The 20,836-nt window shown below is 59.8% G+C and carries 23 protein-coding genes and 1 pseudogene; 16 read left to right on the top strand and 8 right to left on the bottom strand.

Going from position 1 to position 20,836, the window contains the following annotated elements; translation table 11 throughout:
• Positions 1–10 precede the first annotated feature (10 nt).
• From uvrD to ACI77H_RS00880, 4 genes are all read left to right on the top strand, one after another.
• On the top strand, positions 11–2,194 hold the full coding sequence (gene uvrD, locus ACI77H_RS00895) for a DNA helicase II (protein WP_150634574.1): 2,184 nt from the start codon (positions 11–13) through the stop codon (positions 2,192–2,194).
• A gap of 154 nt (positions 2,195–2,348) precedes the next feature.
• Positions 2,349–2,789 (top strand): EamA family transporter, encoded by a 441-nt coding sequence (locus tag ACI77H_RS00890; protein WP_407009941.1) that lies wholly within the window; start codon positions 2,349–2,351, stop codon positions 2,787–2,789.
• 178 nt (positions 2,790–2,967) lie between these two features.
• Positions 2,968–3,840 (top strand): Tim44 domain-containing protein, encoded by an 873-nt coding sequence (locus ACI77H_RS00885; protein WP_407009940.1) that lies wholly within the window; start codon positions 2,968–2,970, stop codon positions 3,838–3,840.
• A gap of 135 nt (positions 3,841–3,975) precedes the next feature.
• Entirely contained in the window at positions 3,976–4,383 is a 408-nt protein-coding gene (locus ACI77H_RS00880; RefSeq protein ID WP_007943369.1) for an SMI1/KNR4 family protein, read from the top strand.
• A 21-nt stretch (positions 4,384–4,404) separates the two neighbouring features.
• Here ACI77H_RS00880 and ACI77H_RS00875 read toward each other — a convergent pair whose 3' ends face one another.
• Positions 4,405–6,168: a cation:proton antiporter gene (locus tag ACI77H_RS00875; RefSeq protein WP_407009939.1), complete on the bottom strand. Its 1,764-nt coding sequence runs from the start codon at positions 6,166–6,168 to the stop codon at positions 4,405–4,407.
• A 201-nt stretch (positions 6,169–6,369) separates the two neighbouring features.
• Between ACI77H_RS00875 and ACI77H_RS00870 the strand changes: the two genes are divergently transcribed.
• Positions 6,370–6,852: an acyl-CoA thioesterase gene (locus tag ACI77H_RS00870; protein WP_010465381.1), complete on the top strand. Its 483-nt coding sequence runs from the start codon at positions 6,370–6,372 to the stop codon at positions 6,850–6,852.
• Between the two features lie 43 nt (positions 6,853–6,895).
• Here ACI77H_RS00870 and pdxY read toward each other — a convergent pair whose 3' ends face one another.
• Entirely contained in the window at positions 6,896–7,768 is an 873-nt protein-coding gene (gene pdxY / locus ACI77H_RS00865; protein ID WP_407009938.1) for a pyridoxal kinase PdxY, read from the bottom strand.
• Positions 7,769–7,886: 118 nt separating this feature from the next.
• On the opposite strand from pdxY, the gene ACI77H_RS00860 reads away from it, so the two are divergent.
• Positions 7,887–8,300, top strand: coding sequence for a DUF3301 domain-containing protein (locus tag ACI77H_RS00860; RefSeq protein WP_407009937.1), 414 nt, complete (start codon positions 7,887–7,889; stop codon positions 8,298–8,300).
• Here the strand turns inward: ACI77H_RS00860 and ACI77H_RS00855 are convergent.
• Positions 8,297–9,262 (bottom strand): CobW family GTP-binding protein, encoded by a 966-nt coding sequence (locus ACI77H_RS00855; RefSeq protein WP_407009936.1) that lies wholly within the window; start codon positions 9,260–9,262, stop codon positions 8,297–8,299. The two genes, ACI77H_RS00860 and ACI77H_RS00855, sit on opposite strands and share 4 nt — an antisense overlap.
• A gap of 27 nt (positions 9,263–9,289) precedes the next feature.
• On the opposite strand from ACI77H_RS00855, the gene ACI77H_RS00850 reads away from it, so the two are divergent.
• The gene (locus tag ACI77H_RS00850) at positions 9,290–9,646 is read left to right on the top strand and encodes an NADH:ubiquinone oxidoreductase (RefSeq protein WP_150630606.1); all 357 of its coding nucleotides are present in this window, start codon (positions 9,290–9,292) and stop codon (positions 9,644–9,646) included.
• A gap of 4 nt (positions 9,647–9,650) precedes the next feature.
• Here the strand turns inward: ACI77H_RS00850 and ACI77H_RS00845 are convergent, their stop codons facing one another.
• Together ACI77H_RS00845 and zigA are read right to left on the bottom strand one after the other, a co-directional pair.
• On the bottom strand, positions 9,651–10,301 hold the full coding sequence (locus ACI77H_RS00845) for a DUF1826 domain-containing protein (RefSeq protein ID WP_407009935.1): 651 nt from the start codon (positions 10,299–10,301) through the stop codon (positions 9,651–9,653).
• Positions 10,301–11,509 (bottom strand): zinc metallochaperone GTPase ZigA, encoded by a 1,209-nt coding sequence (gene zigA, locus ACI77H_RS00840; protein ID WP_407009934.1) that lies wholly within the window; start codon positions 11,507–11,509, stop codon positions 10,301–10,303. Before zigA ends, ACI77H_RS00845 begins: the two co-directional genes overlap by 1 nt.
• A gap of 145 nt (positions 11,510–11,654) precedes the next feature.
• On the opposite strand from zigA, the gene ACI77H_RS00835 reads away from it, so the two are divergent.
• Positions 11,655–12,032 (top strand): glutamine synthetase, encoded by a 378-nt coding sequence (locus ACI77H_RS00835; protein ID WP_407009933.1) that lies wholly within the window; start codon positions 11,655–11,657, stop codon positions 12,030–12,032.
• Here ACI77H_RS00835 and ACI77H_RS00830 read toward each other — a convergent pair.
• Positions 12,032–12,343 (bottom strand): annotated as a pseudogene (locus ACI77H_RS00830) (N-acetylmuramoyl-L-alanine amidase); the annotation flags it as partial. The gene ACI77H_RS00835 and the pseudogene ACI77H_RS00830 sit on opposite strands and share 1 nt — an antisense overlap.
• 106 nt (positions 12,344–12,449) lie before the next feature.
• On the opposite strand from ACI77H_RS00830, the gene folE2 reads away from it, so the two are divergent.
• From folE2 to ACI77H_RS00795, 7 genes are read left to right on the top strand one after another with little or no spacing between them, the layout of a single operon-like run.
• Entirely contained in the window at positions 12,450–13,346 is an 897-nt protein-coding gene (folE2, locus tag ACI77H_RS00825; RefSeq protein ID WP_407009932.1) for a GTP cyclohydrolase FolE2, read from the top strand.
• Positions 13,343–14,011 (top strand): metal ABC transporter ATP-binding protein, encoded by a 669-nt coding sequence (locus ACI77H_RS00820; protein ID WP_407009931.1) that lies wholly within the window; start codon positions 13,343–13,345, stop codon positions 14,009–14,011. The genes folE2 and ACI77H_RS00820 overlap by 4 nt, the downstream gene beginning before the upstream one ends.
• On the top strand, positions 14,011–14,877 hold the full coding sequence (locus tag ACI77H_RS00815) for a metal ABC transporter permease (protein ID WP_407009930.1): 867 nt from the start codon (positions 14,011–14,013) through the stop codon (positions 14,875–14,877). Before ACI77H_RS00820 ends, ACI77H_RS00815 begins: the two co-directional genes overlap by 1 nt.
• Positions 14,878–14,888: 11 nt before the next feature.
• Positions 14,889–15,764 carry a metal ABC transporter substrate-binding protein gene (locus tag ACI77H_RS00810; protein ID WP_407009929.1) on the top strand — a complete coding sequence of 292 codons (876 nt, stop codon included), beginning with the start codon at positions 14,889–14,891 and terminating at the stop codon, positions 15,762–15,764.
• Positions 15,761–16,321: a DapH/DapD/GlmU-related protein gene (locus ACI77H_RS00805; RefSeq protein ID WP_150630614.1), complete on the top strand. Its 561-nt coding sequence runs from the start codon at positions 15,761–15,763 to the stop codon at positions 16,319–16,321. Before ACI77H_RS00810 ends, ACI77H_RS00805 begins: the two co-directional genes overlap by 4 nt.
• 2 nt (positions 16,322–16,323) lie before the next feature.
• Complete coding sequence (locus ACI77H_RS00800; RefSeq protein WP_407010352.1) at positions 16,324–16,461, top strand: hypothetical protein; 138 nt, start codon at positions 16,324–16,326, stop codon at positions 16,459–16,461.
• Positions 16,462–16,483: 22 nt separating this feature from the next.
• Positions 16,484–17,389 carry a His/Gly/Thr/Pro-type tRNA ligase C-terminal domain-containing protein gene (locus ACI77H_RS00795; protein ID WP_407009928.1) on the top strand — a complete coding sequence of 302 codons (906 nt, stop codon included), beginning with the start codon at positions 16,484–16,486 and terminating at the stop codon, positions 17,387–17,389.
• 91 nt (positions 17,390–17,480) lie between these two features.
• On the opposite strand, the gene ACI77H_RS00790 is transcribed toward ACI77H_RS00795, so the two are convergent.
• Positions 17,481–18,002 (bottom strand): DUF3617 domain-containing protein, encoded by a 522-nt coding sequence (locus ACI77H_RS00790; RefSeq protein ID WP_407009927.1) that lies wholly within the window; start codon positions 18,000–18,002, stop codon positions 17,481–17,483.
• Positions 18,003–18,134: 132 nt separating this feature from the next.
• Here ACI77H_RS00790 and cls point away from each other — a divergent pair, with 132 nt between their 5' ends.
• On the top strand, positions 18,135–19,574 hold the full coding sequence (gene cls, locus ACI77H_RS00785) for a cardiolipin synthase (protein WP_407009926.1): 1,440 nt from the start codon (positions 18,135–18,137) through the stop codon (positions 19,572–19,574).
• Here cls and cfaB read toward each other — a convergent pair.
• On the bottom strand, positions 19,571–20,755 hold the full coding sequence (gene cfaB / locus ACI77H_RS00780) for a C17 cyclopropane fatty acid synthase CfaB (protein ID WP_407009925.1): 1,185 nt from the start codon (positions 20,753–20,755) through the stop codon (positions 19,571–19,573). The genes cls and cfaB overlap by 4 nt on opposite strands.
• Positions 20,756–20,836 lie beyond the last annotated feature (81 nt).

Here is a 20,836-nt window from a genome sequence, read left to right as displayed (position 1 = left end):
GAATGCCCCGATGCGCGATGATCTCTCCCTTCTGCTGAACTCCCTCAACGATGCCCAACGCCAGGCCGTAGCTGCCTCCGTGGGTCGTCAGTTGGTCCTGGCCGGTGCTGGTTCCGGTAAAACCCGAGTGCTGGTGCACCGTATCGCTTGGTTGATCCAGGTCGAGAACGCCTCGCCCCACTCGATCCTGTCGGTGACCTTCACCAACAAGGCCGCAGCCGAGATGCGTCATCGCATCGAGCAGCTGATGGGTCTTAACCCGGCCGGCATGTGGGTCGGCACCTTCCACGGCCTGGCGCACCGCTTGTTGCGGGCGCACTGGCAGGAAGCCGGCCTGAGCCAGACCTTCCAGATTCTCGATAGCGACGACCAGCAACGCTTGGTCAAACGCGTTATTCGCGAGTTGGGGCTGGACGAACAACGCTGGCCGGCCCGTCAGGCTCAATGGTTCATCAACGGGCAGAAAGACGAAGGTCTGCGTCCGCAACACATTCAAGCCAGCGGCGACCTGTTCCTGGCGACCATGCGCAGCATTTATGAGGCCTACGAGGCCGCGTGCCTGCGCGCTGGCGTGATCGACTTCTCCGAATTGCTGCTGCGCGCCCTCGACCTGTGGCGCGATCACCCGGGTTTGCTGGCGCACTATCAGAAGCGCTTCCGGCACATTCTGGTGGACGAGTTCCAGGACACCAACGCCGTGCAGTACGCCTGGCTGCGACTGCTGGCCAAGGGCGGCGACAGCCTGATGGTGGTCGGCGACGACGATCAGTCGATCTACGGCTGGCGCGGCGCGAAAATCGAGAACATCTATCAGTATTCGGATGATTTCCCGGACGCCGAAACCATTCGTCTGGAGCAGAACTACCGCTCCACCGCCGGCATCCTCAAAGCGGCCAACGCCCTGATCGCCAACAACACCGGGCGCATGGGCAAGGAGCTGTGGACCGACGGCGGCGAAGGCGAAGCGATCAATCTGTACGCGGCGTTCAACGAACACGATGAAGCACGTTACGTGGTGGAAACCATCGAAAGCGCGCTGAAAACCGGCTTGGCCCGCAGTGATATTGCGATTTTGTACCGCTCCAACGCTCAATCGCGCGTTTTGGAAGAAGCCTTGCTGCGCGAGCGTATTCCGTACCGCATCTATGGCGGTCAGCGCTTCTTCGAGCGGGCTGAAATCAAGAACGCCATGGCTTACCTGCGTTTGCTGGAAGGTCGGGGCAACGATGCGGCACTGGAGCGGGTGATCAACGTTCCGGCCCGCGGCATCGGTGAGAAAACCGTTGAAGCGATTCGCGACCATGCGCGCCACAGTGATGTGTCGATGTGGGAGGCCATGCGCCTGCTGGTCGCCAATAAAGGCCTGACCGGTCGCGCAGCGGGCGCGCTCGGCGCATTTATCGAGCTGATCGAGAACCTTGCCGCCAAGTGCATGGAAATGCCACTGCACCTGATGACTCAGACCGTCATCGAGCAGTCCGGACTGATCGCCTACCACGAAGCGGAAAAAGGCGAAAAAGGCCAGGCTCGGGTAGAAAACCTTGAGGAATTGGTCAGCGCAGCGCGCAATTTCGAAAACGCTGAAGAAGACGAAGACCTGACGCCACTGGCGGCGTTCCTCGGTCACGCGTCGCTGGAGGCTGGTGACACTCAGGCCGATGAGCACGAAGACAGCATTCAACTGATGACTTTGCACAGTGCCAAAGGCCTGGAATTCCCCTACGTGTTCCTGGTGGGCATGGAAGAAGGCCTGTTCCCGCACAAGATGAGCCTGGAAGAGCCTGGCCGTCTTGAGGAAGAGCGTCGCCTGGCCTATGTCGGCATCACCCGGGCGATGCAAAACCTGGTGATGACCTATGCTGAAACCCGACGCCTGTATGGCAGCGAAACCTACAACAAGGTGTCGCGTTTCGTACGTGAAGTGCCGAAAGGCCTGATCCAGGAAGTGCGCCTGTCCAACAGTGTCAGCCGCCCGTTTGGTGGCGGGCAGCAGCAGAGTTCCAGCAGCCTGTTTGGCGGCAGCGAGATTCCGGACACCGGGTTCAGCCTCGGCCAGGCCGTACGGCATTCGGTGTTTGGCGATGGTGTGATTCTGAACTTCGAAGGCGCCGGAGCTCAGGCCCGGGTGCAGGTGAACTTCAGCGAAGGCAGCAAGTGGTTGATGTTGGGTTACGCGAAGCTGGAAGCGATTTAAGGGCTCTCCGTTTTAGGTGGGAGCGAGCCTGTTCGTGAATGTAGGCGCCTCCATGTATCCGGAAAATCGCGGTGCGGCTTTCGCGAGCAGGCTCGCTCCTACAGGGATTTTTGTTGAAACCACCTCGGCAGGTTGATCTGTATAGGCGCGAACCATGGGCTCAAGTTTCTTTTCTTCCTGGACATTCTGGGCCCTGATGTCGGCAGTCTTTGCCGCCATGACCGCGATCTTCGCCAAAATCGGCATCGAAAACGTCAACTCCGACTTCGCCACTTTGCTGCGCACCGTGGTGGTTTTGGTCAGCCTGGCCTTGATTTTGTACGCCACGGGCCAATATCAGTCTTTAGAATCGATTTCGGCCAGAAGCTACCTGTTCCTGCTGCTGTCGGGACTGGCCACCGGCGCCTCATGGATCTGCTACTTTCGCGCGTTGAAACTGGGGCCGGCTTCGCTGGTCGCTCCAGTGGACAAACTCAGCGTGGTGCTGGTGGCGGTGCTCGGTGTGATCCTGCTGGGTGAAAAACTCGACCTGCGCCAATGGGGCGCAATCGGCCTGATCACGGCCGGTGTGGTCATGCTAGCGCTGCGACGCTAAGCCCTCTCCTACAGAACTTATCCACTCGTCCTACGGACCAAAGTTAACAGGCCTTACTGCGCTGACTGAAGCTGAACGCAACCTGTCAGGCAAAAGCCCGAAACACTCTGCCGCTAGCCAGTAACACTTCAGCTGTGCAACATGGCGCGCGTGCCATCCACAAATGGGAATTCCCTTTATGAAACGTTTTCTTAGCATCGCCATGGCGTTGTGCATCGGCCTGACGATGAGCCTCGACGCCAACGCCAAGCGCTTTGGTGGCGGCAAGAGCTCCGGCGCTGCGCCGACTCACCAGACCAGCCAAATGGCTCCTTCTTCTGCTGCAGGTGGCGCTGCTGCCACTGCGGGCGCGGCCGGTGCCGCTGGCGCTGCGGCCAAGGCCGGCGGTGCTTCGCGCTGGCTCGGCCCTCTGGCCGGTATCGCGGCCGGTGGCCTGCTGGCCTCCATGTTCATGGGCGGCGGCTTCCAGGGCATGCAGATCTTCGACATCCTGATCATGGCGGTCATCGCCTTCCTGGTCTTCCGTTTCATCGCCGCTCGTCGTCGCAAGCAGCAGGAGCACCTGGCGCCAGCCGGCGCGCCGATGCAGCGTGAAGTGTTCGAGCAGAAGCCCACCGCCATGGGTTCGATCTTCGGTGGTTCGGCTGCTTCGGCTGCCGCTCGTCCGGTGATCAATGCGCCGGCCTGGTTCAATGAAAATAACTTCATTGAAGCTGCACGCAACCACTTCCAGTCCCTGCAGCAACACTGGGATGCCAACGAAATGGACAAGATCGCCGAATTCGTGACCCCGCAATTGCTTGAGTTCCTCAAGCGCGAACGTGCCGATCTGGGTGAGGGTTTCCAGTCCACCTACATTGATAACCTCAATGTTCAACTGGACGGCGTCGATGATCGCGCCGACAAGACCATCGCCACCCTGACCTTCAGTGGTGTGTCGAAAACCTCGCGTTTCGACCAGGGCGAAGTGTTCAGTGAAAGCTGGAACATGGAACGTCCACAGGGTGAAAACCAGCCTTGGCTGGTTGCCGGTATCCGCCAGAACGGTTGAACCGACCCGCGTTAAATGTGTCGCAACAAAACCCCGGCCTCGGCCGGGGTTTTCTATTTCGCGGTTGCATCTATAGCGAGCTACTGTATAAACCGCCCCAACTAAACCGCGCCATCAAGCAAGAGGATCCCGGACGTGGAAGAAATCATCGAACAACTGCGTGAAGCCAACGAACCGGTACCGGTCCCCTTGGAGTTGCCCGACGAAGATCAGATCGTGGAAATCGAAGAACAGCTGTTCATCGACATTCCGTTTGTTTTCAGAGAATTTTTGCTGACCGTCAGCGACGTGGTCTACGGCAGCCTGGAGCCGGTGACCGTCACCGACCCGCAATCCCACACCTACCTGCCGGACGTTGCCGCCAACGCCTGGGATGCCGGTGTCGATCGCAGCATGATTCCGATCTGCCAGGACGGCGACGACTACTACCTGGTCGAAGAAGACGGCACTGTAGTGCTGTGGCAAGCCGAGGAAGAGCTGATCGCCGAAGAAACCTGGGAATCGGTATGGCACTGGGCGCGGGACGTCTGGCTGGAAAGTTGAGTCGTCTGACGCGCAGCGTGGTCAATGCCCCGAAGATTCCTTGTGATTGTCCAGGGTTTCCAGCAAAGCCACCTGCATCCGCGTGTGCACGCGGATAAACCAGCGCCAGAGCAACGCCGCCACGGCGGCCGCGACCACGACAACCAGCACCAGCAACTTGTTGGTCGGCAGAATACTGGCCGACAAGGCTGCCAACAGCAGGAAGATCACCAGCAGCGACAGGATCGGAATCACCTCGGCGATCACCCGACGCACTCGCTGTGTGTGGCGACCAGCCATCTCCGGTTTCACGCCCATCTCCGCCAACAACATCGACAGCGCCTTGAGCTTGCGATAGGCGGCGATCAGGAACGGCAGCGACAACAGCAACGCCCCGCCCCAGATCAACGCCTTCTGCCAGCTCGGGTCACTGATCCAGTCCTGCAAATAGGCAGACATGCGCTCGGCAAAGAAAGCGCCCGAGAAGAAAATCGCAATCACCAGCGCCAGATTGACCCCCACCTGCAACAGAATCCGCCGGATCATCGACGCCAGTAGCGCGCCTTCACCCTGGGGCTGGATGCTGCGCAGCCATTCGCCGTACATCCCCAATACGCGGCCCAACCGCTGCGGCATCACGCCAGCCAGCTTGATCGACAGCGGGTCGGCGGCGCGGATCAGATAAGGCGTCAGCAGCGTGGTGATCACCGACACTGCCACAGCGACCGGGTAGAGGAAGTTGCTGGTGACCTGCAGGGTCATGCCCAAGGCCGCGATGATGAAAGAAAATTCGCCAATCTGCGAAAGACCCATCCCCACGCGCAGTGAGGTGCGTCCGTCATTGCCGGCGATAAAGGCACCGAGGCCACAGGACAGCATCTTGCCGAGTACCACAGCAACGGTAATGACTGCGATTGGCCAGGCATATTGCAGCAGGATCATCGGGTCCAGCATCAGCCCGATGGCAACGAAGAAGATCGCACTGAACAGGTCGCGAACCGGCTCGATCAGTCGTTCGATCTTCAGCAATTGCCGCGACTCGGCCATGATCGCGCCAATCAGGAACGCACCGAGTACCATGCTGTATTCGAGCTTGACCACCAACAGGCAGAAGCCGAAACACAGTCCCAGCACCGTAATAAGCAGCATCTCGTTGCTTTCGAATTCGGCCACGTAGGCCAGCAGTCGCGGCACCAGCAGAATCCCGATCACCAGTGCAACGATCATGAACAGCGACAGTTTTCCGACCGTGGAAAACACTTCGCCGGAACTGACTGTGCCGCTGACCGCGATGCTCGACAACAAGGCAATGATGCCGATGCCGAGAATGTCCTCGACGAACAGTACGCCGAAAATCAGCTGCGCGAAGCGCTCGTTTTTCATCTTCAGGTCATTGAGTGCCTTGACGATGATGGTGGTCGACGAGATGGCCAGGATCGCCCCGAGGAACAGCGAGTCCATGGTATTCCAGTCGAACCAGCGGCCGATTTCGTAGCCGATCCAGATCATCAGCACGATCTCCAGGAACGCCGCGATAAACGCCGTGGCGCCGACCTTGAACAGTTTGCGCAGGCTGAACTCCAGGCCCAGGCAGAACATCAGGAAAATCACCCCAAGTTCGGCGAGGGTCTTGATGGTTTCTTCGTCGTGGATCAGGCCGAAGGGGGGCGTGTGCGGGCCGATGATAAACCCGGCGACGATGTAGCCGAGGACGACCGGTTGTTTGAGGCGGTGAAACAGCACGGTGACCACCCCGGCGACCAGCATGATCACTGCCAGATCCTGAATAAAACTGATGGCATGCATGGTGTGGGGCTCCTTAGGGTGGACTTTCGGAGGGTAACACCGCGACTTCCGCCAGAAAGGCGGTGCAATATATGGAAACAGATCGATCCGGCGTGACGGCGATCACCCGCCCGGCGTCCCGATAACTGTGGTTTGAGAAAACCGAACAGGCACCCGCAGAGGTGCATCCCTCCGAAACCTGCCTTGAACCGTGAGAACGCTATGGAACCCGGAAACGCCCAGCTGTCGATGACGGTATTGATGACCCCCGACATGGCCAACTTCTCTGGCAATGTCCACGGCGGCACCTTGCTCAAGTACCTGGACGAAGTGGCCTACGCCTGCGCCAGCCGTTATGCCGGCCGCTACGTGGTGACCCTGTCGGTGGATCAGGTGATATTTCGCGAGCCGATCCATGTCGGCGAACTGGTGACCTTCCTGGCGTCGGTCAACTACACCGGCAACACCTCCATGGAGGTCGGCATCAAGGTAGTGACCGAAAACATCCGCGAGCGCTCGGTGCGCCACACCAATAGTTGCTTCTTCACCATGGTCGCGGTGGATGACGACCGCAAGCCGGCCGCCGTGCCGCCGCTGCAACCGCAGAACAGTGAAGACAAACGCCGCTTCATGCAGGCCCAGCAACGTCGGCAGATTCGTCAGGAACTGGAAAAGCGCTATCAGGAGATCAAGGGCGACGCCTGACACGTTTGGCCGTTAAATCGCATCCGACTTGCCCGCGAAGCTTTTAAAGGCTGATTGCCGTCGCTTCAAACCGCACGCGCGGATGCGCAATTCGGTCTTGCGCCCGCACCAGCTCCAGCTCGTAACTGGCGCACGCCTGGGTCTCCAGCAGCACTTCGTGCACTGCCGACGCAGCAAATTCAAACGCCGCCACCAGGTTGTCTCCCAACAGTACACGCGCCAGAAACAGCCCGGACGTCAGGTCGCCAACACCCACCGGCTGACGCGGAAACGCCAGCATCGGACGTCGCAGGTGCCAGCTGCCTTCACTCGTCACCAGCAACATCTCAAACGCATCCGCCGGTTTGCCGGGATAGGCCAGATGCTTGACCAGCACTGCCTGCGGACCGCGTGCCAGCAACGCTCGCGCCATGGCCAGGCAATCGAACAGCGATTGCGGCTTGCGGCCCGAGAAGCTGTCCAGCTCCAGCTGGTTCGGGCACATGAAGTCCGCCATGGCGGCCGCTTCCTCCAGCAAAAAATCGCTGACTTCTGCCGGTACGCTGCACCCCTTCTCCGGATGGCCCATCACCGGGTCGCACAGGTACAGCGCCTTGGGATTCATCGACTTGATCCGCGCCACACCCGTCAGAATCGCCCGGCCCTGAGCGGCACTGCCGAGGTAACCGGACAACACCGCGTCGCAATTGCCCAGCTCGCCAATCGCAGCGATGCCTTCGACCAACTCGGGAATCTGCTGCGGTGCCAGCACTTCACCGGTCCACTGGCCATATTGGGTGTGGTTGGAAAACTGCACCGTATTGAGCGGCCAGACGTTCACCCCGACCCGCTGCATCGGGAAAACCGCGGCGCTGTTGCCAGCGTGGCCGAACACCACGTGGGACTGAATGGCGAGCAGATGGGGCGTACGTTTCATGCGGTGAGTTCCGTAAAACGATTGAAATTCGAGCCGCGCAGTATGCGACTAAACGCAGCCTGTACGACAGACCGGCGACGCAGTTAAGCTGGCACTATCTTGTTGGAGCACCCTGTTGATGCTGACCCTCGGAAATATCTTCGTGCTGATGCTGCTGGCCACCGGCGGCGCGTGGCTGTGGCACAACCATGGCTTGCGCGAGCGTGCGCTGGAGCGGGTCAAGCAGCATTGCGGCAAGCTCGGGATCGAGTTGCTGGACGGCAACGTGGCGCTGAAAAAAATAGCCTTCATCAAGGATGCCAACGGTCGGCGACGCTTGGCTCGCGTCTACAACTTCGAGTTCACGGTGACCGGCGAAACCCGCCATAACGGCACCATCACCCAGTTCGGCGCCCACAGCGCGCAGATCGAACTGGCGCCTTACCCCATGCCGTTCGACGACACGCCTCCGGTGGTCGACGTAGTGAAGCCGAGCGCAGAAGTGATTGAGCTTAGTCAGTGGCGGCAAGAACACACAAAATGGCGTCCTTAATTCAATCGGCAGTCGGCCAGTGCTCTTTGCAGTGAATCAACTTCCTGTGGCTCTTTGAAAATCAGCTCGATTCGCGAGTCCCGGCGCCATTCGCTGGGCTGCCAATCCAGCGGCGAGTTATCCAGGGCATTCGCCGAAACCCAACCCGCGGCGCTGTGGATAACCAGCTTAGCCCGTCGCCACACAAGGCTTTCGAGCCATCGACCAACCCGAGTGGAATCGAATGTCTGGCTCGGATGCCAGCGCCAACCGATGCTCCAGCCGCCCTCCTGTTCCTGACTCAAGCAAATCGGCACCACGGGATCGCTCCAGATGGCCGGCATCTGCGCCAATCCTGTGGGTTGGACGAAGTTATCCACACCCGCCACCGCCCGCGCTTCCAGGCCCGGTAACTCGCTCAATGGCAACACCGCCTGCTGCGTCCAGTACACACGCCGTGCCGGCAACTGCGCGACGATTCGCTGACGATCGCCTGTGTCGAGATTTTCCGACTTGTTCAGCAACAGCAACCCGGCGCTGCCCAACGCCTCTTGCTGCGTCACAGGCAACGGTTTGCCGGCCGCCAGCGCTTGGGCATCCAGCACCAGTACGCAGGGCTGCACGGCCAGCACACCCAGCCACGGCGCCTCATGCAATTGCCTGAGCAACTGCGCCGGATGGCCCAGTCCGGACGGCTCGATGAACAACCGATCCGGTCGCGCCGTGCGCAGCAGGCGTCCGAGACCGATCTGAAACGGCGCACCATTAACGCAACATAAACAGCCCCCGGCCACTTCGCCCAGTGCGATACCATCGGCGTCCTTGGTCAGCAACGCCGCATCGAGGCCGATCTGGCCGAACTCGTTAATCAGCACCGCCCAGCGCTCGTTCGCCGGCCGCTGCGCCAACAGATGCTTGATCAAACTGGTCTTGCCTGCGCCCAAGGGGCCGGCAATGACGTGCGTGGGAATGTTCTGCAACATGGTCGGTGTTTTCTGAGGAGGTAAAGGATGCGGTTGATTGGCTGGACGTTGCTTTTGGCGCTGGTTTGCGGCGAGGCGCTGGCTCAGGCTTGCGTGGTACATAGCACGGCTGAGCGACTCGACGTAAAAGTCTGCCAGCAGAACCGCAACATCCCGGAAAAACTCTTCGCCGACGGATTTTGTCAGCCCAACCTTCCTGGCCAAAAAGTCGACGTGCAATACGTCGACCAATGCCCCGGCGGCGCATTCGGTGTGTGCAGCAATGCCCAAGTCGCCAATATGCCTTACCGGCAGGATATTCACTATTACGGCGTGGCGACCGACGCGGCGTACCTGAAGCCGTTCTGCGAAGGCCAGAGCCAGGGCAACTGGCTCAAGCCTTGATCCGCTAACTCAGCCAGTCGAGGGTCAGGATCAAGCGACGCTCGCCCGTCGCGAGTTGCGGCGAACGGTGGATCAGGCCAAAGCCTTCGTTGCCGTGCCATTTCTCGCCTTTGAGTAAAGCCACGTACCCGCTGTCGATGTGCTGGATCAGCGAGTCATCCATGGGTTCGGCTTCGGGTTTGCTCAATTGGCGACGATCCATCGCGCCTTCCTTCAGCCATTCGCTGCCGATTCCGGCATACGTGGAGATCAAGCGCACCGGCACATGATCGACGTGAAAACGCGGGCACATGGCGCTGTCCAGAACCCGCAGACGCACGCCAATACGCTGGGCGCCCAACAGACAGGCGAATGCGCTGACCAGCCAGGAAACGTCGGCGATAAAGCCTTCATACCCCTCAAGATCGCTAAAGCCCGAGGCCAGTCCGTGCAGATTGGGCTCGGTGTCGTCACCGGGCATTTCCAACACCAGCGACTCAGCCAATGGCTCGTTCAGCGACAGCAACAAACTGCAGAAATCGGCGATATGCGCCGGGAGTCGACGCTGCCAAATGGCGAGGTTCACGCCTTCGTCCAGAATCCGCGCGAGGGCTTGCGGCGTATCGCCCTGAACCTGACTAATGACCGGTCGCAACTTCAAGGTCGGCGTCAGCATCACGCGGTTTCCTCTGCATGCCAGGGGCCGAATGGATCGGGCAACAATTGCCAGCCCTCGACACCTGACGCCATCTCTTCATCACTCAGCAGGCAGTCGTCGAGTTCTACGTGGAGTAAGGGGAAGTCGATGTTCTGGCCAATGAACACCAGCTCCTGCCGACAATCGCCAGTGGCGGCCGTCCAGTTTTCCATAATCCCGGCGGTGCTTTCTTCGTCCTGCGGCCACTGGCTTTTCGGCACGAAACGCCACCAGCGTCCGGCATAACCATGGCGCATCAAGCCGCCCGCCTGGGACCAACTGCCCGCGTCCATGGGTTTGCTCGCCAGCCAGAAAAACCCTTTCGAACGCAACAGTTTGCCATTCACCCACGGACGGTCGATGAAGCTGAAAAAGCGCTGTGGATGAAACGGCCTGCGAGCTCGATACGCTGTGGAAGCGATGCCGTACTCCTCGGTCTCCGGCACGTGTGCACCGCGAAGCTCCTGCAACCAACCCGGCGCCTGCGCGGCTTTTTCAAAGTCGAAGCGACCGGTGTTGAGGATCTTCTTCAGCGCAATTTCGCCCATGACCATCGGGATGATTTCGGCTTGCGAGTTCAAGCGTTCGAGGATCGCGATCAGCTCCTGACGCTCGCGGCTGCTGATCAAATCGATCTTGCTGATGAGGATCACGTCGGCGAATTCGATCTGCTCGATCAATAGATCGGTGATCGAACGCTCGTCCTCTTCGCCCAGGGTTTCGCCACGGGAGGCGAGGCTTTCGGCGGCCTGATAGTCGAGCAGGAAGTTCATGCCATCGACCACAGTGACCATGGTGTCGAGCCGCGCGATGTCGGCCAGGCTCTGCCCTTCTTCGTCGCGGAAAGTGAAGGTTTCCGCCACGGGCAGCGGCTCGGAAATGCCGGTGGATTCGATCAGCAAGTAATCGAAGCGGCCGTCCCTGGCGAGTTGGCTGACTTCTTCCAGCAGGTCTTCACGCAAGGTGCAGCAGATGCAGCCGTTGCTCATTTCCACGAGTTTTTCTTCGGCACGGTTCAGGGTGACATCACGCTGAACTTCGCTGCCATCGATGTTGATTTCGCTCATGTCGTTGACGATCACGGCGACCCGCAGGTTTTCGCGGTTACGCAGCACGTAGTTGAGCAACGTGCTTTTTCCGGCGCCGAGAAAGCCCGACAAAACGGTCACGGGGAGACGATTGGGCATCAGGTTGAACCTCACAGGAGATGCCCGGTCGCAGGGCCGGGCTTAATTCAATGTTATAGTATAACAATGCAATTAAACCACTCCCCTCTTGCCGACCGTGACAAAGGACAGGATGCTGGAGCCCGTTCGCCCTGTGAGAAATCCCATGCGCATCGCCCTGAAATTAACGCTGATGAGCGTTTCGCTGCTGCTCGCCGTAGACACCTGGGCGCAAATCCCGAGCCTTGCCACCTGCACTCGCAGCGCCAACCTGCTGGCCTGCGTGGATGCGGACGGCAATGCTTACAGCGTCAACACCGTCGGCAGTACGATCTACTTGCGCGGCTTCGAACGGGCAGGCAAGCGCTATTGGGCGCAAACCAACAGTCGCTACGGGCAACTGACATTCTTCACCGGGATCGCTTCCGACGGGGAAGCCTGGGTGGGCTATAACCGGCGGGTTGGCTGGACCACCATCAACCGGTTTTCCAGCTCCGGCGGCAGCAGTGCAAGGTTCACCTGCAGCCGGATGACTGGCTGCTAGGCCTGCTGATGCGGTGCCGTGAGCAGCCGCTGACTGTCGCGAGCGTTGGAAATGAAGCCGGTTTCCACCAGGATCGACGGCACGTCCGGTGACTACAGCACAGCAATTCCCGCCTGTTCCACGCGCTTCTGATGCCGCGTGGTAATGCCCGCCAGACTGCCGAGCACGGTGCTGCCCAACTGCAAACTCGCGGCGAGGGTGGCGTTCATCGACATGTCGAGAATCACCCCGGCAAGCATCGGGTCCTTGTCCTTGAGATTGAGCAAGCGGGTGGCTCCCAACAGGTCCGCGCCGTTCTCTCGCTGCGCCATGAGCAAGTGACGTCTGTGCATGGTGAAAGCCGCTCGTGAAAAAGGCGTAGTCGATTTTAATGTAATAACATAACATGCAGGGCCGACTTCCACGATGGACCTGCTCATGAATGCGCTGACTCTGCCGGATATTGCCGCGCAGGCCTCACGCCAAGCCCTGCCACTTGAATGGGTGGGCATGTGCGGCATTGCTCTTCCAGTTCTATTCAATGGCCAGAGATTGAGCGCGAAGGCCGATGCGGGTGTGAGCCTCGATGATGGAGAAACGCGCGGCATTCATATGTCGCGGCTGTACCTGGCGCTGGAAATGCTCGAGCAGGAAAACCTGACGCCGGCCCTATTGCGGCGTGTCTTGCAGCGGTTTCTCGATACCCATGAAGGTCTATCCAACAGCGCCTACCTGAAAATTCATGCGGATTTATTGCTCAAACGACCCGCGCTGATCAGTCCCTTGGCCGGTTGGAAATCCTATCCAGTCAGCATCAATGCACGTTTGAAAAACGCGATGTTCCACGTGGAACTAAAAATCGACATCCCTTATTCCTCAACGTGCCCCTGCTCAGCCGCACTGGCTCGGCAGTTGATTCAGCAGCAGTTCGTCGATGACTTCGCCAATCAGCCACTGCAACACGCCGATGTTTTGGCTTGGCTCGGCGCCACGAAGGGCATCGTTGCCACACCGCACAGCCAACGCAGCAATGCGCAGCTTAAACTGCGTCTGGATGATTATCTCGATGACTTGCCACTGATTGCGCTGATCAATGACGCCGAAGCCGCCCTCGGCACCGCCGTTCAAACCGCAGTAAAGCGTGCAGACGAACAAGCCTTCGCGCTGGCCAATGGTCAAAACCTGATGTTTTGCGAAGACGCCGCTCGACGCTTGAATCTAGCCTTGAAGCGCTCGACCGGCATCAACGCCTTCCACCTGAAAGTCGTCCACGCCGAAAGCCTGCACGCCCACGACGCCGTCGCCGAAAGCCGATGGAATTGGGAGGCCGCATGATTCGCTGCGAAGCGTTGCGCTGGGGCGCACCGGGCCAACCGCTCACGCCGCCGATAGATGTCGAACTGAACCAAGGCAGCCTGACCGCCGTGATCGGCGCCAACGGCTCAGGCAAAAGCAGCCTGTTGAAAGTCATCGCCGGCCTGCAAAAACCACTCACCGGAAAAGTGATCCTTGATGTTCCACGCAAAGGCTCACTGTCGTTTCTGCCCCAGCAACAGCACCTCGACCGGCAATTTCCGATCAGCCTGCAAGAGTTGGTCGCGGCGGGTTTTTGGGGCAGCAAGCAATCCGCCGACGTCCGAAGCCAACGCCTCAAAGCCGTGCTGGAAAACTGGTGCCTGACCGGCCTGGAACAGCGCCCATTGATGGCCCTCTCCGGCGGTGAATTGCAACGCGCCCTGCTCGCCCGATTGAGCCTCGCCGAAGCCCCCTTGCTATTGCTCGACGAACCTCACGCCGCCCTCGATGAGCTCGGCCAATCATTGCTGTGGAAAAACATTCACGCCTGGCACGCCGAAGGCCGAACCCTGGTGGTCGTGTGTCATGACCTCGCCGCGGTGCGCCAACACATTCCTCAAACGCTGTTGATCAAAAGCAGCGGCTGCGTCCTCGGCTCAAGCACCGAGCTTATCCGTCAGCAACCACAGACGCAGGTGGCCTGATGCTCACCGCCGCTCATCTATGGCAGCCCTTCCACGAGTTTGTGTTCATGCGCCGGGCACTGCTCGGTGGCTTGGTGTTGGCCTGCAGCACGGCACCGCTCGGGGTGTTTTTGATTCTGCGGCGTATGAGTTTGATAGGCGATGCGGTCGCTCACGGCATCTTGCCTGGCGCCGCGCTCGGCTTCTGGTTCGCCGGACTGAGCCTGCCGGCACTGACCTTCGGCGGTCTCGGGGCGGGCCTGAGCATGGCCGGGCTCGCGGCATGGATCACCCGCCGCACCGGCCTGCGAGAAGATGCGAGCCTCGCTGCGATCTATCCCATCTCACTCGCCAGCGGCGTGCTGATCCTTGGCATCGCCGGCAAACGTCTGGACCTGTTGCATCTGTTGTTTGGCTCCGCGTTGGCGGTCGACGGCCCGACGTTGACCGGCATGTTATGGGTCTCAGGGATCAGCCTCATCGCCATGGTGCTTATCTACAAACCGTTGTTGCTGGATACCCTCGACCCACTCTTTCTGCAAACCGTCAGCCGTCTCGGTCCGTTGGCACACGGCATATTCCTGACATTGGTGGTACTGAATCTGGTCATCGGATTTCAAGCCATTGGGGCGTTGATGGTCGTCGGGTTGATGATGTTGCCCGCCGCCGCATCGCGTTTCTGGAGCCGACGGTTGCCTGTGTTAATGGCCATCGCGGGGCTGCTCGGTTGCCTCTCGGTATGGCTCGGCTTGTTGCTGTCGTTCTACTACTCGCTGCCCAGCGGCCCGGCGATCGTGTTGGTCGCCGGTGGTGGGTATGTGCTGTCCGTGGTGTTCGGACCGGTGCACGGCTTGCTGCGCCGCCCGCCCTTGCTCACATCCCAATGAGGTGTTTCCCGATGCGCGCTTTACTCGTGCTGTTCAGTTTGATGCTGTCGATGTCGTTGTCTGCGGCAGAAAAACTGCAGGTGGTCACCAGCTTCAGCATCCTCGCCGACATGACCCATCAGGTCGGCGGCGAGCACATCCAGATCACCAACATGGTCGGCCCCGATGCCGATGCTCACACCTATGAGCCGACCCCGGACGATGCCAAGGCATTGCTCAAGGCCAGACTCATCATCAAAAACGGCTTGGGTTTCGAGCCATGGCTGGATCGCCTGGTGACCAGCACCGAGACCAAAGCCCCGGTCATCAGCGCGAGCCACGGCGTCATCCCACGCTCGCTGGATGAAGACGGCGAGGCCGTTCCAGACCCTCATGCCTGGCACAACCTGGCCAACACCGAGCTGTACATCAGCAACATCACCAAGGCGCTGATTGCCGCCGACCCGGCGAACAAAACCGATTACGAACGCAACAGCCAGGTCTACCTGAAACAGATCTACGCACTGCTCGCCAAGGCCAAAGCCAAACTCGGCTCGCTGCCGCCGGGCAACCGCAAGATCGTGACGTCCCACGATGCATTTGGATACCTCGGTCAGGCCTATGGCATCGACTTCATGGCGCCACAAGGTCTGTCCACCGAGCGTGAACCTTCCGCCGCCGAAGTCGCGGCGCTGATCACCCAGATTCGTCAGGCCAAGGTCAAAGCGGTGTTCATGGAGAACATCAAGGACGCTCGTCTGCTCAAGCAGATTGCCGATGAAAGCGGTGCGCACATCGGTGGCACGCTGTACTCGGATGCGCTCGCGGCAACCGGTGCGGCGAGTACCTTCACCGGGTTGTTCGAGTACAACCTCAACACCTTGTACGAGGCGTTGAGCAAGCCATGATACGCAAAAATCCCTCCGGTGATTTGCCGCTGATTGCGGAGTCCGCCTACGTCGATAAAACCGCGATCATCTGCGGCAAAGTGGTGATCGGCGAGAACGTCTTCGTCGGCCCCTACGCGGTGATTCGCGCCGACGAAGTCGACGCCTCGGGCGAGATGGAGCCGATCACCATCGGCGCAAACTCGAACATCCAGGACGGCGTGGTGATCCACTCCAAGTCCGGGGCGGCAGTGACGATTGGCGAATTCAGCTCGATCGCCCACCGCTCCATCGTGCATGGGCCGTGCTCTGTCGGCGACCGGGTGTTCATCGGGTTCAACAGCGTACTGTTCAACTGCGCCGTCGGTGACGGCTGCGTGGTGCGACACAACTCGGTGGTCGATGGCCGCGACTTGCCCGCCGACTTCTACGTGCCCTCCACCACCCGCATCGGGCCCAACACTGACCTGTCGCAATTCCCGCCGGTGAGTGTCAGCGCCTCGGAGTTTTCCGAAGACGTGGCGCGCACCAACGTCGATCTGGTGCGCGGCTACAAAGCCCTGCAGAACGAGTTCTGACCATGAACAGCGTGCTGATTGGCAATGCCCGACTGGTCAAACACAGCGTGAGCACCACGCGGGTATCGGGGCAAATGGCCTGGCACGACAAACCTCTTAATGACAGCTGCCAGGATTTACCGCTACGGTTTATGCGCTAGCGCAGCACTCGAGAGCATCGACATGATCCACATCACTCTGAGCGATGGTTCATTGCGTGAATACGACCAACCGTTGTCGGTGTTTGAGTTCGCCGCGAGCATTGGTCCCGGGCTCGCCAAAGCAGCCGTCGCCGGCCGGGTGGACGGCGTGTTAGTGGACTGCGAGTTCATGATCGAGGCCGATGCCCGGGTCAGCATCGTGACGCCTCAAGAGCCCGATGGCCTGGAGATTTTGCGCCGCTCCTGCGCATTGATGCTGGCGATGGCCGTGAAACAACTCTATCCAAGAGCGCAATTACAGTCCGGATCGGCGCTGGGTGACGGGTTCTATTTTGAGTTTGCCTTGGAACGACCGTTAAACCTGGTCGACCTTGCAGGCATCGAAGCACGCATGAAAACCCTGGCGGCGACCAATCATTCGATCCGTCGGCGCGAGCCGTCATTGCGGTCCAGGGACATGGAAAAATTGACGCCCTACCTGCTCGGGGACTTCGAATGTGTGTCGACAGGTCCGCACGCCCCTGCCACTAGAGTGTTGCAGGCATTCGTGCTCGATCACATCAGCGGCACTGCGCCACAGCGGATCTATGGCACTTGCTGGTCCTGCCAGGAGGAACTGGAAAACTGGCGCGCCCCACCCCACGTGATGGTCGTGAGCATGGATGATCGCCAATCGGATTACGCACAGTGGGTGACCGAGGCGCTGCGCCGAAGCGACGTACGCGCCCGTGCGGATCTGCGCAACGAGAAGGTCCGCAACAAGATTCGCGAACACAGCCAGCAAGTGCCGTATCTGGTGGTGATCGGGGAGAAAGAAAAAGCAGGCGGGTTTGTCAGCGTGCGCAGTCGCACCGGGGAGGATTTTGGCCGGATGGCCATTGAAGCGATGTGTGACTGGCTGAGATTAACGGGCATTGCGGGCGTCTGACTGGACGCCTTCGACGGAACGCCGCCCGGAGCCGGCTCGCTTCCACAGGATGTACGCCATCCTGTGGGAACGAGGCCTGCCCTCGAAGCTTTTAGGCTCTTGGTTTTACCGTCCCGCAATCCTGCCCCAACCAGACTGCGCGAGTATCAAGGCTGCCCTTCTGCTGAATGCCAGTGGCGTTGAACGTGCCGTTGACCTTGGTGGTGAACTCACGATCACTCAAGAACGTCGCCACGCCCGCACCCTGCGCTTTCGGGCAGCTGAAGCGGAATTTCCACTGATTGCCGGTGCGCTCGGTGATTTCCTGCTTGCAGCCCGATTGCGGATCCGTCAGCGGAATGTTGTCGCTCTTCACTTGCTCCGGCGTCAGGCAAGACCGAATCCCCTTGCCGCCCATGGTGATGCCTTGCTTTTCCAATTGAGCGCGCTGTTCAGGCGTCATTTGGCTCTGAATCTGACCGAGGATCAGTTGCAGATCCGGCAGGTTCTGGTCATCGACTTTCATGTTGCTCGAGGTCAATTCCCACAAGCCCGGCTGCAGCATCTGCGCCTGAGCGGCCACCGGAAGTGCTAAACCTAAAGCCACAGCCAAACCCAGCAGACGAACGTTCATCGAGTAACTCCTGATCAGTAGTGGCCGTTAGACGTCAGCCACGGGCTTCGGTTCATGGGCCAATTAAATAGCGACATTCTGCACGGAACATGGTCTGTTAAGCACTGAATCTTCAGGAGCAAGGCTGCCCCCATGGATTATTTTGGACCGCATATTTTCGGTTACCTGATCGCACTGCTGCACTCCTTAGGCATGATCGCCGCCATCCATGCCGTACTGACCGTTCGGACCGCCCAGGGCTCGATCGCCTGGGCCTTGTCGCTGCTGTTCATTCCCTACCTCACGCTCATCCCGTATCTGGTCTTCGGCCGCAGCACTTTCGATGGTTACATCAAGGCGCGGCGACAGGCCAACGAGGAAATGCGCAAGGCCATCTCCGAGTTGAACTGGCGCCCGTGGGTTGAAGAAGCGCTGACCGCCCGCGCCTCCAACGCCTACGCATCATTAAGGGCGATGCCGAAACTGGGGCGCATGCCATGCCTGGCGAACAACGAAGTCAGCCTGCTGATCAACGGCCACGCCACCTTCGAAGCGATTTTCGACGCCATCAGCCAAGCAAAGGAAGCCGTGCTGATCCAGTTTTTCATCATCCACGACGACCGCCTGGGCCAACGCCTGCAAACCTTGTTGCTGAAAAAAGCCGCTGAAGGTGTCCCCGTTTATTTACTGTACGACCGCATCGGCAGCCACTCCCTGCCCCACAGTTATGTGCAGCCACTGCGCGATGCCGGTGTCGAGGTCAAAGCCTTTGCGACGCGTAGCGGTTGGCTCAATCGCTTTCAGGTCAACTTCCGTAACCATCGCAAGATCGTCGTGGTGGACGGTGTGGTGGGGTTCGTCGGCGGGCATAACGTCGGCGACGAATACATGGGTGAGAAGCCCCCCCTCGCCCCTTGGCGCGATACTCACGTGCGGGTATGCGGGCCAGTGGTGGCGTGCATGCAGGAGTCCTTCGCCGAGGACTGGTTCTGGGCTGCGCGCTCGTTGCCGCCGTTGATACTGCCGGACACGTATCCGGACAACGGCGTGCTCTGCCAATTGCTTGCCAGCGGGCCAGCCGATTCCTACGAAACCTGTTCGCTATTCTTCGTCGAAGCCATCCACGCAGCGACAGAGCGCGTGTGGATCACCAGCCCCTACTTCATCCCCGACGAAGCGGTGTTCGCGGCCTTGAGGCTGGCGGTTCTGCGCGGCGTGGATGTGCGATTGCTGCTGCCTTCACGACCGGATCACCGCATCGTCTACGCCGCCTCCAGCCTGTATGCCTTCGAAGCCGTGCGCGCCGGTGTGCGGGTATTCCGCTACGAGCCCGGTTTCCTGCATCAGAAAGTGGTATTGATCGACAGCGAAATCAGCGCCATCGGCAGCGCCAATATGGACAACCGTTCGTTCCGGCTGAATTTCGAAGTGATGTTGCTGACGGTCGACAGTGTGTTTGCCGACGAGGTGGAGCGGATGCTCAACGACGACTTCGCCCAAGCGCATGAAGTCGCCAAAGAAGAAAGCCGGGAGACCCACCGCCTGCAACAGGTCGGCATGCGGATCGCCCGGCTTATTTCACCGATACTTTAAGGGTTGTACATGTCGTCGCGGGTCCAGGGCAGTTCATGGCTGCCATCGGGGTGGGCTTTAACCGCGAGGATCTGGTGCAGGTTGATCCAGCCCCGGGCAAACGCATAGGCGCAGCCTGCCAGATACAGCCGCCAGATGCGCAAGGCCTGCTCCGGCACCTCCCGGGCCGCTGCTTCCAGGTTGTCCTCCAGGCGTTCGCTCCAATGGTCCAGGGTGCGCGCGTAGTGCAGGCGCAAACTCTCGACATCGACGATCTCCAGCCCGGCTTCGCTGATCTCGGCAGAGATCATCGACAGGTGCGGCAGTTCGCCGTTGGGGAACACGTATTTCTCGATGAAATCACCCGCGCCGCGCCCCACCGGCCGGCCATCGGTGTGCTTGGCGGTGATGCCGTGGTTCATCACCAGGCCGCCCTCTTTCACCGCGCCAAACAGGGTTTTGCAGTACTCGGCCAGGTTCGCGTGCCCCACATGCTCGAACATGCCGACGCTGACCACTTTATCGAAGCGTCCGTCCTGAGGCAGGTCGCGGTAGTCCAGCAGTTGCAGCTCGACCAGATCGTCGAGGCCTTCCGCAGTCACCCGTTCACGGGCCAGCGCCAATTGCTCTTTGCTCAACGTGATCCCGAACACCTTCGCGCCAAACTCCCGCGCCGCATAGCGCGCCAAACCGCCCCAACCACAACCGATATCCAGCAGGTACTCGCCAGGTTGCAGGCGTAACTTGCGACACAGGTGGCGGAATTTGGCTTGCTGGGCCTGCTCCAGCGTTTCGCTGCCGGTCTCGAAATAGGCGCAGGAGTACGCCATGTCACTGTCGAGCCAGAGCTGATAAAACGCGTTGGAAAGGTCGTAGTGATAGGAAATCGCCTTGGCGTCGGTTTCCTTGTCGTGGACGGTGCGAACAGGCTGACTGTCGAGGTCGCCGAGCAACGCCTGGCTCCATTCATCAACAACGCGGATCACTTCGCTGATGGAGCCTTCCAGCTCCAGTTTGCCCTCGACAAAGGCCGCTCCGAGCGCATCGAGGCTGGGATGAGTCAACTGGGTAACCATTTGTGGGTCCTTGACCACAATCGTGACGCTGGGCGTCGGCCCCAGATTAAATTCATGGCCGTCCCAGAGTCGCAGGCGTAGCGGTAAATGCAGATTCTGTAAGGCCGGTGGAAGTTGCGCGAGCATGGAATATCCCCCTTGTTTCAGACGTCTGATGTGAGGGTAGACCATGATTGAAAAATAGCTGGCTATCGATTTAATAGCCGC

This window comes from Pseudomonas sp. O230 (genome assembly GCF_045447035.1).
Classification (GTDB): Bacteria; Pseudomonadota; Gammaproteobacteria; order Pseudomonadales; family Pseudomonadaceae; genus Aquipseudomonas.
Note: the sequence above shows the minus strand (reverse complement) of the source record. Positions and strands in the feature narration are given on the sequence as shown.

Excerpts from the sequence above, each read along its gene's own strand:
- uvrD (WP_150634574.1), top strand. The coding sequence starts at position 11 with ATGCGCGATGATCTCTCCCTTCTGCTGAACTCCCTCAACGATGCCCAA.
- ACI77H_RS00890 (WP_407009941.1), top strand. The coding sequence starts at position 2,349 with ATGGGCTCAAGTTTCTTTTCTTCCTGGACATTCTGGGCCCTGATGTCG.
- ACI77H_RS00885 (WP_407009940.1), top strand. The coding sequence starts at position 2,968 with ATGAAACGTTTTCTTAGCATCGCCATGGCGTTGTGCATCGGCCTGACG.
- ACI77H_RS00875 (WP_407009939.1), bottom strand. The coding sequence starts at position 6,168 with ATGCATGCCATCAGTTTTATTCAGGATCTGGCAGTGATCATGCTGGTC.
- ACI77H_RS00870 (WP_010465381.1), top strand. The coding sequence starts at position 6,370 with ATGGAACCCGGAAACGCCCAGCTGTCGATGACGGTATTGATGACCCCC.
- pdxY (WP_407009938.1), bottom strand. The coding sequence starts at position 7,768 with ATGAAACGTACGCCCCATCTGCTCGCCATTCAGTCCCACGTGGTGTTC.
- ACI77H_RS00860 (WP_407009937.1), top strand. The coding sequence starts at position 7,887 with ATGCTGACCCTCGGAAATATCTTCGTGCTGATGCTGCTGGCCACCGGC.
- ACI77H_RS00855 (WP_407009936.1), bottom strand. The coding sequence starts at position 9,262 with ATGTTGCAGAACATTCCCACGCACGTCATTGCCGGCCCCTTGGGCGCA.
- ACI77H_RS00850 (WP_150630606.1), top strand. The coding sequence starts at position 9,290 with ATGCGGTTGATTGGCTGGACGTTGCTTTTGGCGCTGGTTTGCGGCGAG.
- ACI77H_RS00845 (WP_407009935.1), bottom strand. The coding sequence starts at position 10,301 with ATGCTGACGCCGACCTTGAAGTTGCGACCGGTCATTAGTCAGGTTCAG.
- zigA (WP_407009934.1), bottom strand. The coding sequence starts at position 11,509 with ATGCCCAATCGTCTCCCCGTGACCGTTTTGTCGGGCTTTCTCGGCGCC.
- ACI77H_RS00835 (WP_407009933.1), top strand. The coding sequence starts at position 11,655 with ATGCGCATCGCCCTGAAATTAACGCTGATGAGCGTTTCGCTGCTGCTC.
- folE2 (WP_407009932.1), top strand. The coding sequence starts at position 12,450 with ATGAATGCGCTGACTCTGCCGGATATTGCCGCGCAGGCCTCACGCCAA.
- ACI77H_RS00820 (WP_407009931.1), top strand. The coding sequence starts at position 13,343 with ATGATTCGCTGCGAAGCGTTGCGCTGGGGCGCACCGGGCCAACCGCTC.
- ACI77H_RS00815 (WP_407009930.1), top strand. The coding sequence starts at position 14,011 with ATGCTCACCGCCGCTCATCTATGGCAGCCCTTCCACGAGTTTGTGTTC.
- ACI77H_RS00810 (WP_407009929.1), top strand. The coding sequence starts at position 14,889 with ATGCGCGCTTTACTCGTGCTGTTCAGTTTGATGCTGTCGATGTCGTTG.
- ACI77H_RS00805 (WP_150630614.1), top strand. The coding sequence starts at position 15,761 with ATGATACGCAAAAATCCCTCCGGTGATTTGCCGCTGATTGCGGAGTCC.
- ACI77H_RS00800 (WP_407010352.1), top strand. The coding sequence starts at position 16,324 with ATGAACAGCGTGCTGATTGGCAATGCCCGACTGGTCAAACACAGCGTG.
- ACI77H_RS00795 (WP_407009928.1), top strand. The coding sequence starts at position 16,484 with ATGATCCACATCACTCTGAGCGATGGTTCATTGCGTGAATACGACCAA.
- ACI77H_RS00790 (WP_407009927.1), bottom strand. The coding sequence starts at position 18,002 with ATGAACGTTCGTCTGCTGGGTTTGGCTGTGGCTTTAGGTTTAGCACTT.
- cls (WP_407009926.1), top strand. The coding sequence starts at position 18,135 with ATGGATTATTTTGGACCGCATATTTTCGGTTACCTGATCGCACTGCTG.
- cfaB (WP_407009925.1), bottom strand. The coding sequence starts at position 20,755 with ATGCTCGCGCAACTTCCACCGGCCTTACAGAATCTGCATTTACCGCTA.